The sequence below is a fragment of the Thalassospira sp. SM2505 genome (genome assembly GCF_054901115.1).
Map to the genome: position 1 here is coordinate 1889914 of NZ_CM142731.1, position 13152 is coordinate 1903065.

At 54.1% G+C, this 13152-nt stretch carries 17 protein-coding genes; 9 read left to right on the forward strand and 8 right to left on the reverse strand.

Features of this window, described 5'->3' with window-relative positions; translation table 11 throughout:
* Positions 1-27 precede the first annotated feature (27 nt).
* A complete protein-coding gene (locus tag ACTU44_RS08545) occupies positions 28-288 on the reverse strand; it encodes a DUF1127 domain-containing protein (RefSeq protein ID WP_114099324.1) in 261 nt (86 codons plus the stop codon).
* A gap of 147 nt (positions 289-435) precedes the next feature.
* On the opposite strand from ACTU44_RS08545, the gene ACTU44_RS08550 reads away from it, so the two are divergent.
* Complete coding sequence (locus ACTU44_RS08550; protein WP_462097203.1) at positions 436-1305, forward strand: LysR family transcriptional regulator; 870 nt, start codon at positions 436-438, stop codon at positions 1303-1305.
* Positions 1306-1473: 168 nt separating this feature from the next.
* On the opposite strand, the gene ACTU44_RS08555 is transcribed toward ACTU44_RS08550, so the two are convergent.
* Entirely contained in the window at positions 1474-1752 is a 279-nt protein-coding gene (locus ACTU44_RS08555) for a DUF1127 domain-containing protein (protein ID WP_462097204.1), read from the reverse strand.
* Positions 1753-1940: 188 nt separating this feature from the next.
* Here ACTU44_RS08555 and ACTU44_RS08560 point away from each other — a divergent pair, with 188 nt between their 5' ends.
* The 4 genes from ACTU44_RS08560 to ACTU44_RS08575 all read left to right on the forward strand — a co-directional run bounded on the left by ACTU44_RS08560 (position 1941) and on the right by ACTU44_RS08575 (position 4769).
* Complete coding sequence (locus ACTU44_RS08560) at positions 1941-2810, forward strand: LysR family transcriptional regulator (RefSeq protein ID WP_114099326.1); 870 nt, start codon at positions 1941-1943, stop codon at positions 2808-2810.
* 137 nt (positions 2811-2947) lie between these two features.
* On the forward strand, positions 2948-3490 hold the full coding sequence (locus ACTU44_RS08565; protein WP_462097205.1) for a sigma-70 family RNA polymerase sigma factor: 543 nt from the start codon (positions 2948-2950) through the stop codon (positions 3488-3490).
* A complete protein-coding gene (locus ACTU44_RS08570) occupies positions 3487-4215 on the forward strand; it encodes an anti-sigma factor (RefSeq protein ID WP_462097206.1) in 729 nt (242 codons plus the stop codon). The genes ACTU44_RS08565 and ACTU44_RS08570 overlap by 4 nt, the downstream gene beginning before the upstream one ends.
* Before the next feature lie 119 nt (positions 4216-4334).
* Entirely contained in the window at positions 4335-4769 is a 435-nt protein-coding gene (locus tag ACTU44_RS08575) for a DUF7282 domain-containing protein (RefSeq protein ID WP_336083388.1), read from the forward strand.
* A gap of 59 nt (positions 4770-4828) precedes the next feature.
* Here ACTU44_RS08575 and ACTU44_RS08580 read toward each other — a convergent pair whose 3' ends face one another.
* The 6 genes from ACTU44_RS08580 to ACTU44_RS08605 form a co-directional block, all read right to left on the reverse strand.
* Positions 4829-5893 (reverse strand): nickel/cobalt transporter, encoded by a 1065-nt coding sequence (locus tag ACTU44_RS08580; RefSeq protein WP_462097207.1) that lies wholly within the window; start codon positions 5891-5893, stop codon positions 4829-4831.
* Positions 5841-6536 (reverse strand): DUF1007 family protein, encoded by a 696-nt coding sequence (locus ACTU44_RS08585; protein ID WP_114099329.1) that lies wholly within the window; start codon positions 6534-6536, stop codon positions 5841-5843. The genes ACTU44_RS08580 and ACTU44_RS08585 overlap by 53 nt, the downstream gene beginning before the upstream one ends.
* Positions 6496-7503 (reverse strand): zinc ABC transporter substrate-binding protein, encoded by a 1008-nt coding sequence (locus ACTU44_RS08590; RefSeq protein ID WP_462097208.1) that lies wholly within the window; start codon positions 7501-7503, stop codon positions 6496-6498. The genes ACTU44_RS08585 and ACTU44_RS08590 overlap by 41 nt, the downstream gene beginning before the upstream one ends.
* Positions 7504-7759: 256 nt before the next feature.
* Positions 7760-8230 (reverse strand): hypothetical protein, encoded by a 471-nt coding sequence (locus ACTU44_RS08595; RefSeq protein WP_462097209.1) that lies wholly within the window; start codon positions 8228-8230, stop codon positions 7760-7762.
* The gene (locus tag ACTU44_RS08600) at positions 8223-8663 is read right to left on the reverse strand and encodes a hypothetical protein (protein ID WP_287465534.1); all 441 of its coding nucleotides are present in this window, start codon (positions 8661-8663) and stop codon (positions 8223-8225) included. The genes ACTU44_RS08595 and ACTU44_RS08600 overlap by 8 nt, the downstream gene beginning before the upstream one ends.
* Before the next feature lie 7 nt (positions 8664-8670).
* Positions 8671-9183, reverse strand: a complete 513-nt coding sequence (locus ACTU44_RS08605; RefSeq protein ID WP_287465535.1) for a helix-turn-helix domain-containing protein — start codon at positions 9181-9183, stop codon at positions 8671-8673.
* 200 nt (positions 9184-9383) lie between these two features.
* Here ACTU44_RS08605 and ACTU44_RS08610 point away from each other — a divergent pair, with 200 nt between their 5' ends.
* The 4 genes from ACTU44_RS08610 to ACTU44_RS08625 all read left to right on the forward strand — a co-directional run bounded on the left by ACTU44_RS08610 (position 9384) and on the right by ACTU44_RS08625 (position 13116).
* Positions 9384-9680, forward strand: coding sequence for a helix-turn-helix domain-containing protein (locus ACTU44_RS08610; RefSeq protein ID WP_462097210.1), 297 nt, complete (start codon positions 9384-9386; stop codon positions 9678-9680).
* A 159-nt stretch (positions 9681-9839) separates the two neighbouring features.
* Positions 9840-10700: a ParB/RepB/Spo0J family partition protein gene (locus ACTU44_RS08615; RefSeq protein ID WP_462097211.1), complete on the forward strand. Its 861-nt coding sequence runs from the start codon at positions 9840-9842 to the stop codon at positions 10698-10700.
* Positions 10700-11173 (forward strand): phage regulatory CII family protein, encoded by a 474-nt coding sequence (locus ACTU44_RS08620; protein ID WP_287465537.1) that lies wholly within the window; start codon positions 10700-10702, stop codon positions 11171-11173. The genes ACTU44_RS08615 and ACTU44_RS08620 overlap by 1 nt, the downstream gene beginning before the upstream one ends.
* Positions 11173-13116, forward strand: a complete 1944-nt coding sequence (locus ACTU44_RS08625; RefSeq protein ID WP_462097212.1) for a transposase domain-containing protein — start codon at positions 11173-11175, stop codon at positions 13114-13116. Before ACTU44_RS08620 ends, ACTU44_RS08625 begins: the two co-directional genes overlap by 1 nt.
* Positions 13117-13152: the final 36 nt, after the last annotated feature.

Genomic DNA, 13152 nt, shown 5'->3' on the forward strand with positions numbered 1-13152 from the left:
CCTTTTTTGCTGGTGGCCGCGAGGCGGTTAGCGGATTTTGCGGGCGGGGAGCTCTTTTGAAATCCGGTCAACATACCAGCGTTCACCATCAAATTTGCGTTCCAGACCGACATCAAGAAGCTGTGCATCACTCAGGGTGCTGAGAACTTCGCGCTGGTTCTTGCGTTTGCGGGCTTCAACTGAATATTTGACAATCCGGTTGAACAACGCGCCGAACGGCATCCGTTTGGCAATGGGGTCTGTGGCAATATCGAACCGGGCAGAATGTGCAGAAATCTGATGAGCCATGATGGCCTCCTGATATTTCTGGTTGAGTTGCGTCTTTGATGGTTCGATCCTGTCATATGCAAAATAAAACAGGAATTCGGTTGTTTTGCAGATTTAATGTGCAAAAATAACCAGAACTCAAAAGCCGATCACAGATAAGGTGCAAAGATGAACTGGAATGATCTGCGCTATTTCCTTGTTCTTGCCGACGAGGGCAGTCTTTCCGGGGCGGCACGCCGGTTGCGCAAGGAACATACGACCGTTGCCCGCCGGATCGAGGCCCTTGAGCTTGATGTTGGAACCAAACTGTTTGACCGGCTGCCGCGCGGCTGGCAACTGACAACAGCGGGACAGAATCTTGTGCCGGTTGCCGAACGGGTCGAGGAAGAGGCTCTTGCCTTTGAACGACAGGCCAAAGGCGATGAAGCTGCCCACGGGGTGGTGCGCATATCGGTGCCGCCGGTTGCCGGGCGTGTGTTGTTTGCCCCGCGTCTTGCTCGACTGTTAACGGCACATAAGGGCCTGGAATTTGAAATCATCGGGGCGGCCAATATCGTCAACCTTGCCCGGCGCGAAGCCGATATTGCCGTACGCATGGTCACCCCGCGCGAACCGGGATTGATCACCCGAAAACTGGTGGAACTTGGTGTCGGGCTTTATGGCGCGGTGGGGTATCGCGACCGGGTTCCCAGCCTTGACTGGGAATTTTGTGGCTATGAGGATACCGCTTATGGTGCCTCGAAGAAGGAATGGGTACGCCATGTTCTGGGCCGGGAATTACCATGCCGGTTTCGCGCAGATGATACTGAAACAGTCCGCCAGTTTATTGCTGCGGGCCACGGTGTTGGCGTTTTGCCCAGATATCTTGGCGACAGGGACGAACAACTTGAACTGATCCACGCAGATATTGACGGTAAAAGCCGTGAAACCGGCTGGATGGTGGTTCATCCCGATATGCGCAGATCGCCGGGAGTGCGGCTTGTGATGGATGCGCTGATCAAGGCCGCTGACGAAATATCCGAAGAATTTCAGGTCTAGTCATCCGGATCAAACAGGTAAAAGGCCCCCGCAGGACGGGAGCCTTTTCATGCCTGAGGGAGGCACATGTCATCATGTCGATACCCCTATCGGCATGATGACGGTTATCAAAGCGTGTCGATTGCCAGAGGACTGCCAGAGATCGGACCTTTGGCCGCTTTGATCTGCTTAGAAACGCGACTGGATGATATGGCCATCATGCTCGCGTTCCAAACCGATATCGCGCAGTTGATCGTCGCTCAGACGGTTCAGGTCCGCCCGGCTCTGATGGCGTTTGTAGCATGATATGACGGCATCAAGAATGCTCCGGATGATAGCGCCAATACCCTTGGTGGTGTTGGGGCGCGAGGACGGGGATGTGTGGCATTGCGCCGTCATCTCGGGCATGGATTTTGTCGAAACGCAACCAACGACGGGATTGCAATCGATCTGGTTTGAAATAGCCATTCTGACGCTCCTTGATCGTGTGGGCTGTTTTGATGAAGTGACAATGGCATGCGCAAAAACGCGATGGAACTCCGATAAAATGCGCTATAGTTGTGCAAATTTGCGCAATTGTTCTGATGCTCTCCGGGCGATAGGGAAGGGCGGTCATGCGTGAGATTGTTCGATTGACTGCTTGTAAGGGGTGATAAATGAACTGGAACGACTTGCGGTTTTTTGTCGCCGTTGCGCAGGCTGGTACCCTTTCCGGGGCAGCACGCCGTCTGGGGAAGGATCACACAACCGTCGCCCGACGGATCGAGGCCCTTGAAGCCGATCTTGGTGCCCGTCTTTTCGACCGTTTGGCTACCGGCTGGCAATTGACCGATGCCGGGGAAAACCTTGTCCCCGTGGCTGGCCGCATCGAGGAAGATGTTCTGGCCTTTGAACGTCAGGCACGCGGGGATGAAACCGCACATGGTGTGGTCCGGATTGCGGTGCCGCCAGCGGCCGGAAGGCTATTGTTTGCGCCGCGCCTCGCCGAATTGCTGCGCGATCAGAAAAATCTCGAATATGAAATTCTGGGATCCAGCGTGATTGCCAATCTGGCCCGACGTGAGGCCGATGTGGCGGTCCGCATGGCAACGCCCGACCAAAGTGGCCTGATCGCGCGCAAGCTGACAAATCTGCGTTTTGCCATTTACGCTGCCAAGGGCTATACGAGCCGGGTCGCCCGCAAGGATTGGGAATTTTGCAGTGACGGGCGCAATACCTTTGGCGATTATCAACAAGGCTGGGTCTGGGAAACGATTGATGCCAAGCTTCCCATGCGTGTAAAGGCTGATGATACGCAAACAGTCCTTGCCTTTGTAGCTGCGGGGCACGGCCTTGGATTGTTGCCGCGCTATATGGCCGATTCTGATGATCGCCTTGAGATGATCTTTGACGACAAACTGGGTGAAGTCAGCAAGCCGGTCTGGCTTGTGGTACATCCCGATATGCGCAGATCGCCCGGCGTTCGCATGGTGATGGATGCCCTCATCAGGGCAACCGAAAACATCCCGGCAGATTTTAAATCCTGAAGATCGGGTTTGTCCCTGCCTGAATTGATCAGGTTCCTGCAAATCAGCGTAAGACAATGCAGTTCCGGGATTTTGTCCCGGTTTGTCTTTGATCATGCGTTGAGATCCGGTCTATCGCATGTTGCAGGGGGGTGGTTATGACGACAACCCGGGATCTGGAAAACCTCCTTAAGCTGTCGTTTAATGGCGACAGGGATGCTTTCGAGCAGCTTTATCATGCCACCTCCGCGAAACTTTTTGGCATCGTTCTGCGTATCTTGAGAAACCGCGCCCAAAGCGAGGATGCTCTTCAGGATATTTATGTCCGCATCTGGCAGAAGGCGGGCGACTTTGAGCCGGGACGCGCATCGGTGATCACATGGATGGCGACGATTGCCCGCAATCGGGCAATTGATATTGTCAGGCGCCAGCGTCCGGAAGCCGACATTGACGAAGTGGATGTTGATACACTTGCCTCGACAGATACCGTTTTTGAAGAAGTCGCGCGGGCCGGTGAAGTCCGCCGACTTGAACATTGTCTGGGCGGCTTGGAAGATGATCGTCAGCAAATGGTCAAACTGGCTTATCTTGAAGGCTGGTCGCGTGCCGAACTTGCTGAACGGTTTGCCCAGCCAGTGGGAACGGTCAAGACCTGGCTGCATCGCAGCCTGCGACAATTAAAGGAATGCCTCGGATCATGACCGATCACGAAGACAAGGACATGCTGGCGGCGGAATATGTGCTCGGGACGCTTGACGCCCGGCAACGCGATGCCGTGAATGCGCGCCGGGGCAATGAACCTGATCTTGAGGTGGCAATTATTGCTTGGGAAAACCGGTTGTCACCACTTAACACCCATTACGAAGCTGTTGCACCCTCGTCAAATCTGTTTGCGAATATTCGAAGCCGGATTGATGCCGAGGGGATTGAGATTGCCCGAACTGTGCCGGGGATTGCCGATTTCGCGGCTCTTAAACGCAAACTTGCGATCTGGCGTGTCGGTGCTTTGGGTTCTGCTGCAATAGCAGCCGGGCTTCTGATAACGGTGTTCACATCCGATCCGGTGTTGCCCGTTGCCGATGGCAAGTTTGTCGCCGTGTTCCATCGTGATGACACCCAGCCGGCCTTTGTCATGAGTGTCGATCTTGATACCCGCGAGGTCACCATTCGGCCGGTCGAGGCAACCGTTCCCGAGGGTAAAACCTATCAGCTGTGGATCGTTACCGATGAAACCGGGCCACAGCCACAATCGCTTGGACTTCTGGAAAATGTTGCAAACCCGACCACCAAGCAACTTGGTCAGTTCGCCCCGGCGATGCTGCGCAAGGCGACCTTCGGGATCAGTCTTGAACCGGTCGGGGGATCGCCGACCGGACTTCCGACCGGACCGGCCATTCACGGACATCTGATCCCGGTCGTGCATTAAAAATCACCTTTTTGAAACCCGATTGAATTGTCTGCGTAGCTTCTTGTGTGTGCGATCAACGCACCAGACGAGCGAACCGCAAAAGGCGTGTTCACATTCAAAAGCAAAGGAGACTTCACATGACGTTCAAACGTAAGGCGACGGGGTTTGCTGGTGCCATGCTGCTTGGTGCCGGGGTTGTTTTTGCCGGAAGTTCGGCAGCATTTGCGATGGGGCCGATGGTCGATGCCATGGATCAGGACATGTCGGGCGGCACTGTCACCGCGTCAAAAATCATGGCTGGTGAAAATGGCTGGCTGGTTGTTCACCGCACCGATAGCGACATGAAGCCGGGACCGGTTGTGGGTTATGCCCCGATCAAGAAGGGCGAGAATATGGACGTCGCGGCCATTCTGCAGGAGCCGGTCAAATCCGGCGAGATGCTGATGCTGATGGTTCATTCCGAGGCCGGTGGCATGAAAACCGGTGTGTTTGAATATACCCTCGGTGCGAAGGAAGATGGGCCGATCAAGCCGGACGGCAAACTGGTGATGAAGGTTGTCAGCGCCCGGTAACGCATCCGCTCAGGAATGCCAGCAGCCCGCATGGTGTCAACCGTGCGGGCTGTTATCGTTTAAAGCCAGCCCAGTTGCCTTGCTGATGCCAGCAACAGCATCACCCCGAACAATGTGATCATCAAAGCCCCGCCAAAGCCGACGGCGCGCCGGATGATCCCCGCTGCCCCGTCAGAAAGATGAAACAGATGCCGGGTTCCGGTCCGGATGCCAATGGCGGCAAGTCCGATCAGGCTGATGGTAAGGGCAACGCCAAGGGCCATGGCGAAGGCCGACCCGATGCCGATCAGAAACATCCCGTTTGCCATCGTAAAGAGCAGCACAAGTATAGAGCCCGTGCAGGGGCGCAGGCCAACAACGATCCCGCTTGCAATCATCTGCCAGCGCGTTTGAGCCGGTGCAGCGGTGCTGTGGGCATGATGGTGCCCGGTGTCTTGATGATCGTGCTGATGTTCATGTGCGAGATTGTGGTCATGACCATGGTCATGCGTGTGGTGATGATGGTCATGGTGGGTGTGTTCGCCGTGATCACAGCAATCATCCCGTCCCTGCAGAATGCGCAGGCACATCAACGCGCCAAGACCCGCAATCAGGGCATATGAAACAGCCTCAAGGACCAGACCGTTTTGGGTGATTGCCGCCGGGCCAAGATTAAGGATCAGGGTCAAGCCACCAACCAGCACGATGGCGGTTACCGCCTGTACGCCTGCGATAAGACTGCCCATGGCAACCCCCTGTCTCCATCCGGCATCGCGTGACAGGAAATAGGTGGTGGTAATCATCTTGCCATGACCGGGCCCCGCGGCGTGAAACACGCCATAGGCAAAGGAAAGGGCAATGATCATCAGTCCCGGCCAGATACTGCGATCAGATTTGGCATCACGCAGGGTGGCGGTGATTTCGCGGTTGAGTTTGGTCTGAATGACAATTGTCTGACCAACAAGATCAGACAGCCAGCCGGGCAGGGAAATCAGGCTTTCATCTTGCGCGGGAGATGACGGGTTTTGAGCTGTGTTGGTGCTATCATTGCTGCCGCGACCCAGAAGATTGGCCGACTGCGCATTGGCCGGATTAATCGACCCGAACGAAATCACCAGGAGCAAGGCTGCCAGCATTGCCGCCATCTGCCACCTTGCCCGCGCAAACAAGATCGGCGCGGATCGGCGCAACAAGGTCAAAATAGATGCGATTCTTTTCATCTTCGCTCATCTCGAAATGGCAGGAGAGATTCTTGACCCCGGAAAACAGGATGGGGTCGACCTGTGTGAAAGCGACATCAATATAATATTCAGCGTCATAGACAGACAGGCTGATTGTGTCCTTTTTCGGATCAAGCGGGCTTTCAAGGTCCAGCTTGAAGTCATAGCTGACACGCCGGTCATCGGTAACATCGGCCTTGAAGTCCGATGCGCCGGAAAATGGCACCAGCTCTTCATTGCGGCGCAGATGTGTCAGCCAGGAAACTTCTGCCAGTGCGGCAAAGGCATTATCGCGCAGATTGGTGTTTTCATCACCAAAGAACCGCGTGTCGTGGTTCTGGTCGAACTCGTCCATCAGCGTCATGCTGAACAGATCATCAAACACCCAATGAATGCGAATGCCTGTGATCTGGTCATTCTCGAACAGGAATTCGGCGCTGGCATCAATCCAGACATGGGGATGGGCAAACGCCGAAACGCTGGTTGCCAGCAAAGCGAAGCCGGCAACCAGCACTGTCGCGCAGGATTTACGAAGCGTTGCCAAGGCAGTCGACAAGGGCGCCGACATTCTGACGAAGGATTTCCTGATAGGCATCGGGTCCGGCAGCAATTTCCGCGCCAAGCGGGTCAAGGGTTCCGCTGCGAATACCGGTATCGGAAACAACAGCCTGCACAACTGCCGGGCGGAATTGCGGTTCGGCAAAGATGCAGACGGCACCGGTGTCACGGATTTTGTCTTCGATTTCATGCAGGCGCTTGGCTCCGGGCTTCTGATCAGGCGATACCGTGATCGACCCGACCGCATTCAAGCCAAATCCGGTTTCGAGATACTGATAGGCATCATGAAACACGACATAGGGCTTGCTCTGGATCGGGGCGATCTGTTGGCGTAGATCATTGCCAAGTGACGTCAGGCTTGCAAGTAACGTTTTCAGATTGGCGCGATAGTCATCGGCATGCTCGGGATCGATTTCGGCAAGTTCATCTGTAATTGCCGTTGCAATGCTTGCACCATTGGCCGGATCCATCCAGATATGCGGATCAATACCACCATGTTCATGATGGTGATCTTCTTCACCGTGCGCATCGTGATCCTGATCGTGGTCTTCATCATGTGCATGTTCATCGTGACCATGATCGTCGTCATGGCCGTGATCTTCGTCGTGATCGTCATGATCGTCATGACCATGATTTTCCCACGTGCCGCCTTCACGCATCTTGCGAAGGGCAAGGCCCTCGGTCGCAATCAGTTCAAGCTGATGGCTGCTCTTTGAAAGAGTCTCAAGCGGTTTTTCAAGGAAACCTTCAAGGCTGTGGGAAACATAAACCACCAGATCGGCCTCGCTCAGTGCTCGGGCCTCGCTTGGGCGCAGGGAATAGGAATGCGGAGAGGATGCACCATCAAGAAGAAGAAGCGGCTCGCCAATATCTTTCATGATGGCGCTGGTGATGGCGTGGATCGGTTTGATGGATGTCACAACCTTTGGCGCGTCATCGCCATGAGCCGCAGCAGACGGGATATAGGTCATTGCCATCGGGGCGGCCGCAATCAGCGGGTGTTAACCGACACTTATTATTAGAGTGAGGCGGGATAAGGTGGGATGATACGGGACCAAGTGGGACAAGACACGGTGTGCGGGGCCTTCCGGCCAAAACGGCGCTCCGGTGGAGTAAGTGCACTTGGTTTTGGAGTTGGCTGGCGAATGGTAGTGTCCGCCATTTGATGTTGGAGTCGATGGCGTTCAGTTCGTTCAGCTCTCAGTTTAGCCTCGAGCCTCTCTTAGCCAGCTCTTAATTCTCGTCAATTGAGGCTGTGACTATCTTGCAGTCCTCTTGAGTGATCACTGCGCTGGCCGAGCCGATCGTCATGCCGCCGAAGCCATTGCGGGCTCGAAATTGCATTGAGATATTGTGAGTTCCGATGTCTGACACTGGTGAAACCAGGGTCTTGATGTGCTCGTAGCTATCCGGATCAACCAGTCGATCTTCGACAAAACGTTCCAGGTCTGGGTAAGAGCCGTCCCATGCGCTTAGGCAATGGAAGCCTTTGCGTTTGTCTTCTTCGCGCTCCGCTTTGGCCTGTGCAATGTCAGCATTGCTCTCAGAAGAATCCGAGAGTGCGACCGCTCCAAGCCCGAGTGCTGCGCCAATTACTAGGTATATGAGGCCGGTTTTGCGGGTCAATTTTTTTTGGGGTTTGATCACAACAACTAAGCCAGCAAACAGAAAAAGAGCGCCAACGAATATAAGAAAATCAAGCATAGTTCCTCCTGTGATCTAGCCGCAACTGACAGGCGATGACTCTTCTTATCGCTGCGCCAATGAAGCTGCAAACTGTCGCAGGCGTCTGCAGGTTTATACATAGGTTTCTGACAATTGCTGATTTTTTTATTTTGTCAGAGGCAGCTGAGATCATGGCCTGGAGCAAAAGCACGATAGTACGATACAGAGAGTTTTTTTCGAAATTCGAGCAGCTTTGTGCGAAGTTTACTTTTAGGAAAGTACACTTTTCACAGTTTTTTTTTGATCCAGGCAGAGCAATTGAGAGCTCAAGGTTTTCAATATTTATGGTACCACCATAAATATTGATTCCAGTTGCTTCGGTCGAGGTGTTGTTATCATTCTCACCGAGCGATTCTCTCATGGCGTTCTGGAAAGATAGTCGCGCCTTGTCGATCTGGGTGCGTTTGTCCATGAAACCTCTAAGATGCTGCTTGCATCAGGTAGCGCATCATTTCTGGCCCTACCTGGTTACCTTTTTCACGTTCTGCGAGCATCATAGCGTAACCTAATGTAATTAGGCGAGATTTTTGTTTGTTGTCCCACTTGAGGTTATGCTGAGAGCGAAAATTCTCCAGCTCCTCAATGATCATCATCAGCAGATCCTGATCTAGAGGGGCTGGTGGTCCCTGGTCCTTAAAGTTCATCGCGTCCAGAGTGTTTTGGTCCGGGGAACCTTGTGACTGCCGAATATCCTTTGGTCCTTCGCCGGTTACGAGCCAGTGAAGTGAAACGTTGGCGGTGTCAGCAATTTTCAACAATGTAAAGGCACGAGGTTCTGATTCCCCGGTGGCTATCTTATTGAATGTGCTCTGTGGGATGTCCGCCCGCTGCGCAAATGAGCGAGCTGTTTCCCCATTCAGAACATCCCTTAATCGGCTAATGAGGCCTTTACGGTATTCTGAGCTAACCGAAAACGGAGGTTTACTGTTCATTTCGGACTTTTCACTTCCGCAAAACATCAATAATTACAAACTGTTAGCGATAAATCATTCGAAAGAAGCTGTTTATTGAACCGTAAACGAATTTTATCGCTTGACTGTTAGTCGAAAAAGGCTCAGATTTTCCTCGTTCACGGAATTTTACATTCCAAATCTACCGGCCTGGCAGGGCCGGGAAGTTCGAGGAGATGCCAATGGTGCGCAGGCACGACAGAAGCCCTCAGGAGATCCGGTTCGATTTGAACCAGAAGGGGCTCACCTTTGCTGATGTAGACCGTGCTTCCGGTTTTCGCGTCGGTACGACACGCGATGCAACTCGTCATCCCCATGCAGAGGGTGAGCAAGCGATCGCAGAAGCACTTGGTCTACGGGCAAAGGATATCTGGCCGTCGCGCTACGACGCCAAAGGAAATCGCCTCAAACCTCAACCTTCCCAGAACTATACGGATCGGCCACGGCTTCGTCACTGTCTAAAAGACGAAGCCGCGTGAACAATTCCCCGGATACGAACTCCCGGCATTCTCTGTTGATCGGTTTGTTTGGTCGCTTTCGATCACAGGGAACCATGGCGGCGGCGTCAAACCCTCTCTCAACCCCCGCGCCGCCGCCACCTTCTCAATTCATCTCTTATGGTTCTTATGAGGCTCTGAATGGCTGAAATGGTTGATATCGAGTTGATCGCGATTGGTGAACGTCTCCGTGCTGTTGACCAGGACCATGTTGCAGTGATTGCTGACAGCATTCGTCAATGTGGACGTGTTCTGCAGCCAATTACGATCTCTCGGACATTTGCCACAAGGGACGCGCTGCGCCCAGAGTTGACCCTTGTTGCTGGTGCACACCGATTGGCCGCTGCGAAACTAGCAGGTCTTGATGTGATCCCTGCTGAAATTGTCGACGATATCAAACCACTTCAAGCCAAACTAATTGAGATTGATGAGAACCTTCTGAGACATGAATTAAACCCGCTGGATAGGGCGGTGTTTCTTGCAGAGCGCAAACGCATTTATGAAGAGTTGCACCCGGAGACGAAGCACGGAGCACAAGGCCACAATAAGGGCAAGAACGAAAACGACACGATGTCGTTTTCCAAAGATGCAGCAAATCGCCTGGGCTTTAACCCACGCACGATCGAGCGATCAGTAAAGATCGCCACCAGCTTGTCACCGGAAGTTCGCAAGAACCTTGTCGGCACGGAACTTTCCAAAAATCAGAGTGAGCTGTTGCTGCTGGCCAAACAGGAGCCGGACGCGCAGATCAAGATTGTTGAACTGATCCTTGATCAGAAGCACGGGGTTAAATCGGTCAAAGCCGCGCTTGAGCGAACCAGTGGCAAGCCGAAGGTGGTTGCGGATACTACTCAAGCCGAAATCAAAAAACTGATGGATGCCTGGCGCCATTCAGGCCTTACCGCGCGACGGACGTTCGTCCGGGAGCTGTCAGCCGGGGATCGTCTTCTTCTCCAAGATTTGCTCGATATGGCAACTCCTGACGCCGAGGAGGCTGCTTGATGGTCCGGCAACGTTCAGATCGCAAGACACTGGACCTGCTGAGCTGGCATCCCTCCAGCCCGAAGGTCGAAAGGTTCGAAGAGCAGATGGTTCGAGCAGCGACCATCAGCGGCAAGATCGCACTGGCGGTGTCTCGCATTCTTGCAGATGTGAAGGTCCGCGAAAAGGAACCGCTGGAACGCGAGGACGTAGCACGCCGCATGGGAGAATTTCTTGGTGAAGAAGTCTCCAAAAACATGCTCGACGCCTATGCCAGTCAGTCGCGCGAAGATCACAAAATCAGCGTGCCACGTGCTGTTGCGCTCATGCACGCGACCGATGATTACAGGCTTTTGACCCTGCTGGCCGAGGAGCTTGGCCTGACAGTCATTCCACGGAAATACGAGGGCACGGTCCGCGAAGCGATCCTTGCTGAAAAAATCGAAGAACTTAACGGGGAGCTTCATTCGCTCCGGCGCGGGAGGAAGTCGTAATGCAAGAGTGGTTTTCACCCGCTGAAATCGCCGAATTGAGGCTGCCAGGTACACCGGGCACCAAGATGGGTGTCAATGCGCTTGCAGATCGCAACAACTGGCGCGATGCATCCACCCATAACAATGACCCGCTTGCAAGGAAACGCAAAGGGCGCGGCGGCGGTTGGGAATATCATTGGTCATTGCTGCCAATACCGGCCCAAACAGAGCTGCAGAAGCGGGAAATCGCCCGCAAGAAAGCCGAAGCACCGCAATCAAATGGAAGGGGTTCGACTGCTGCCCGCGTAGACTGGGAGTGGTTTGAGGCTCTGCCCGAAGCGCGGAAGAAAAAGGCGCATGACCGGTTTGCTGTTCTTGATGCCATTTGCACTCTGCAACGTGGTGCACTTTCCAAGGATCAAGCCGTATGCAGCGTTTCTGCGCAACAGAACATCGGTGCATCCACGATCTACAACTGGTTCAAGCTGGTTGAAGGTTTGGATCGCAAAGACTGGTTGCCTGCCCTCTGTCCACGACATGCCGGCCGCACGAAGAAAGTACCTTGTGACCCGCTCGCCTGGGAATGTCTGAAGGCTGATTTCCTGCGCCTTGAAAAGCCGCCATTCGCTGCCTGTTATCTTCGACTTGAGACAGCGGCGCAGGAGAATGGTTGGACAATACCAGCTGCACGCACACTGGAACGACGGTTGGAAAGCGAAATACCGGCTCCGGTTCGTGTCTTGCTGCGCGAAGGCAGCGAAAAACTCAAGATGATGTATCCGCCCCAGGTGCGCGACAGATCAGAATTCCACGCGATGGAAGCGGTCAACGTTGATGGTCACAAATGGGACGTATGGGTTGAGTTCCCGGATGGCGAGATTTGCCGCCCGATCATGATTGCGATTCAGGATCTGTATTCCAATAAATGCGTCGCCTGGCGCGTAGATAAATCCGAAAACTCTGACCTTGTTCGACTGGCCTTTGGTGATTTGTTCCGTGAATACGGTATCCCGGATCATGCATGGCTTGATAACGGTCGCGGATTTGCCGCCAAGTGCATCTCTGGCGGCACGCCAAACCGTTTCCGGTTCAAGGTCAAGCCTGAAGAACCAAGCGGTATCCTCACCGCATTGGGCATCAATATCCACTGGACCACACCGTATTCCGGGCAATCCAAGCCAATCGAACGCATGTTCCGGGATTTCTGCAACCACATTGCGAAACATCCGAAATTCGCCGGTGCCTACACCGGCAACAAGCCGGATGCCAAGCCGGAAAACTACCGCAGTAAAGCGATCCCGCTTGATGAATTTTTGAAGGTCGTTGGCGAGGGCATTCGCGTCCACAACGCACGTCCGAAGCGCAATACGCGGGTGTGCGGTCGGGTTCGGTCCTTTGACCAGGCATTCGATGCCAGCTACGCAGATTCCGTCATCCGCAAAGCTGCCCCCGAGCAATTGCGCATGTGCTTGCTAGCCGCCGAACAGATCCGCACGGATCAGCGCAGTGGCCGGATCGAGCTTATGGGGAACTTCTATTGGGATGAATGCCTGCATGATCACATGGGCAAGTCGATCATGGTGCGGTTTGACCCGGACTTCCTCCATGACAGCGTTTACGCCTATCGCCTTGATGGCAGTTTCATCGGCGAAGTTGGCCTTTGGGAGGCCAGTGGGTTCGCTGATCGCAACGCAGCGCGCGAACATGGCCGCAAGCGTCGGGCATTCATCAACCTGACCAAGAAAGCCGCCGAGATCGAGCGCACACTTTCACTTGAAGAATACATGGATCTGCTTCCGGACAGCGACGACGCCGAGGCGGCACCGCAGCCTGCTGCTGTTCGCCTGGTTACAGGCAACCTTGCACGCCAAGCCGAGGCATTACCAACACCTGATGACGAAGAAGATTTTTCACGAAATTTCCGGGCTGGTCTGCAGATCCTGCAGGGCGGACGGGATGAGTGAGGGCGCGCCGCCGCCAAGCATTGCGCACCCTCTTTG

Bases quoted from the DNA above. Each gene is read 5' to 3' on its own strand.
- ACTU44_RS08545 (WP_114099324.1), bottom strand. From the start codon at position 288: ATGGCTCATCAGATTTCTGCACATTCTGCCCGGTTCGATATTGCCACA.
- ACTU44_RS08550 (WP_462097203.1), top strand. From the start codon at position 436: ATGAACTGGAATGATCTGCGCTATTTCCTTGTTCTTGCCGACGAGGGC.
- ACTU44_RS08555 (WP_462097204.1), bottom strand. From the start codon at position 1,752: ATGGCTATTTCAAACCAGATCGATTGCAATCCCGTCGTTGGTTGCGTT.
- ACTU44_RS08560 (WP_114099326.1), top strand. From the start codon at position 1,941: ATGAACTGGAACGACTTGCGGTTTTTTGTCGCCGTTGCGCAGGCTGGT.
- ACTU44_RS08565 (WP_462097205.1), top strand. From the start codon at position 2,948: ATGACGACAACCCGGGATCTGGAAAACCTCCTTAAGCTGTCGTTTAAT.
- ACTU44_RS08570 (WP_462097206.1), top strand. From the start codon at position 3,487: ATGACCGATCACGAAGACAAGGACATGCTGGCGGCGGAATATGTGCTC.
- ACTU44_RS08575 (WP_336083388.1), top strand. From the start codon at position 4,335: ATGACGTTCAAACGTAAGGCGACGGGGTTTGCTGGTGCCATGCTGCTT.
- ACTU44_RS08580 (WP_462097207.1), bottom strand. From the start codon at position 5,893: ATGGCGGCAATGCTGGCAGCCTTGCTCCTGGTGATTTCGTTCGGGTCG.
- ACTU44_RS08585 (WP_114099329.1), bottom strand. From the start codon at position 6,536: ATGTCGGCGCCCTTGTCGACTGCCTTGGCAACGCTTCGTAAATCCTGC.
- ACTU44_RS08590 (WP_462097208.1), bottom strand. From the start codon at position 7,503: ATGGCAATGACCTATATCCCGTCTGCTGCGGCTCATGGCGATGACGCG.
- ACTU44_RS08595 (WP_462097209.1), bottom strand. From the start codon at position 8,230: ATGCTTGATTTTCTTATATTCGTTGGCGCTCTTTTTCTGTTTGCTGGC.
- ACTU44_RS08600 (WP_287465534.1), bottom strand. From the start codon at position 8,663: ATGGACAAACGCACCCAGATCGACAAGGCGCGACTATCTTTCCAGAAC.
- ACTU44_RS08605 (WP_287465535.1), bottom strand. From the start codon at position 9,183: ATGAACAGTAAACCTCCGTTTTCGGTTAGCTCAGAATACCGTAAAGGC.
- ACTU44_RS08610 (WP_462097210.1), top strand. From the start codon at position 9,384: ATGGTGCGCAGGCACGACAGAAGCCCTCAGGAGATCCGGTTCGATTTG.
- ACTU44_RS08615 (WP_462097211.1), top strand. From the start codon at position 9,840: ATGGCTGAAATGGTTGATATCGAGTTGATCGCGATTGGTGAACGTCTC.
- ACTU44_RS08620 (WP_287465537.1), top strand. From the start codon at position 10,700: ATGGTCCGGCAACGTTCAGATCGCAAGACACTGGACCTGCTGAGCTGG.
- ACTU44_RS08625 (WP_462097212.1), top strand. From the start codon at position 11,173: ATGCAAGAGTGGTTTTCACCCGCTGAAATCGCCGAATTGAGGCTGCCA.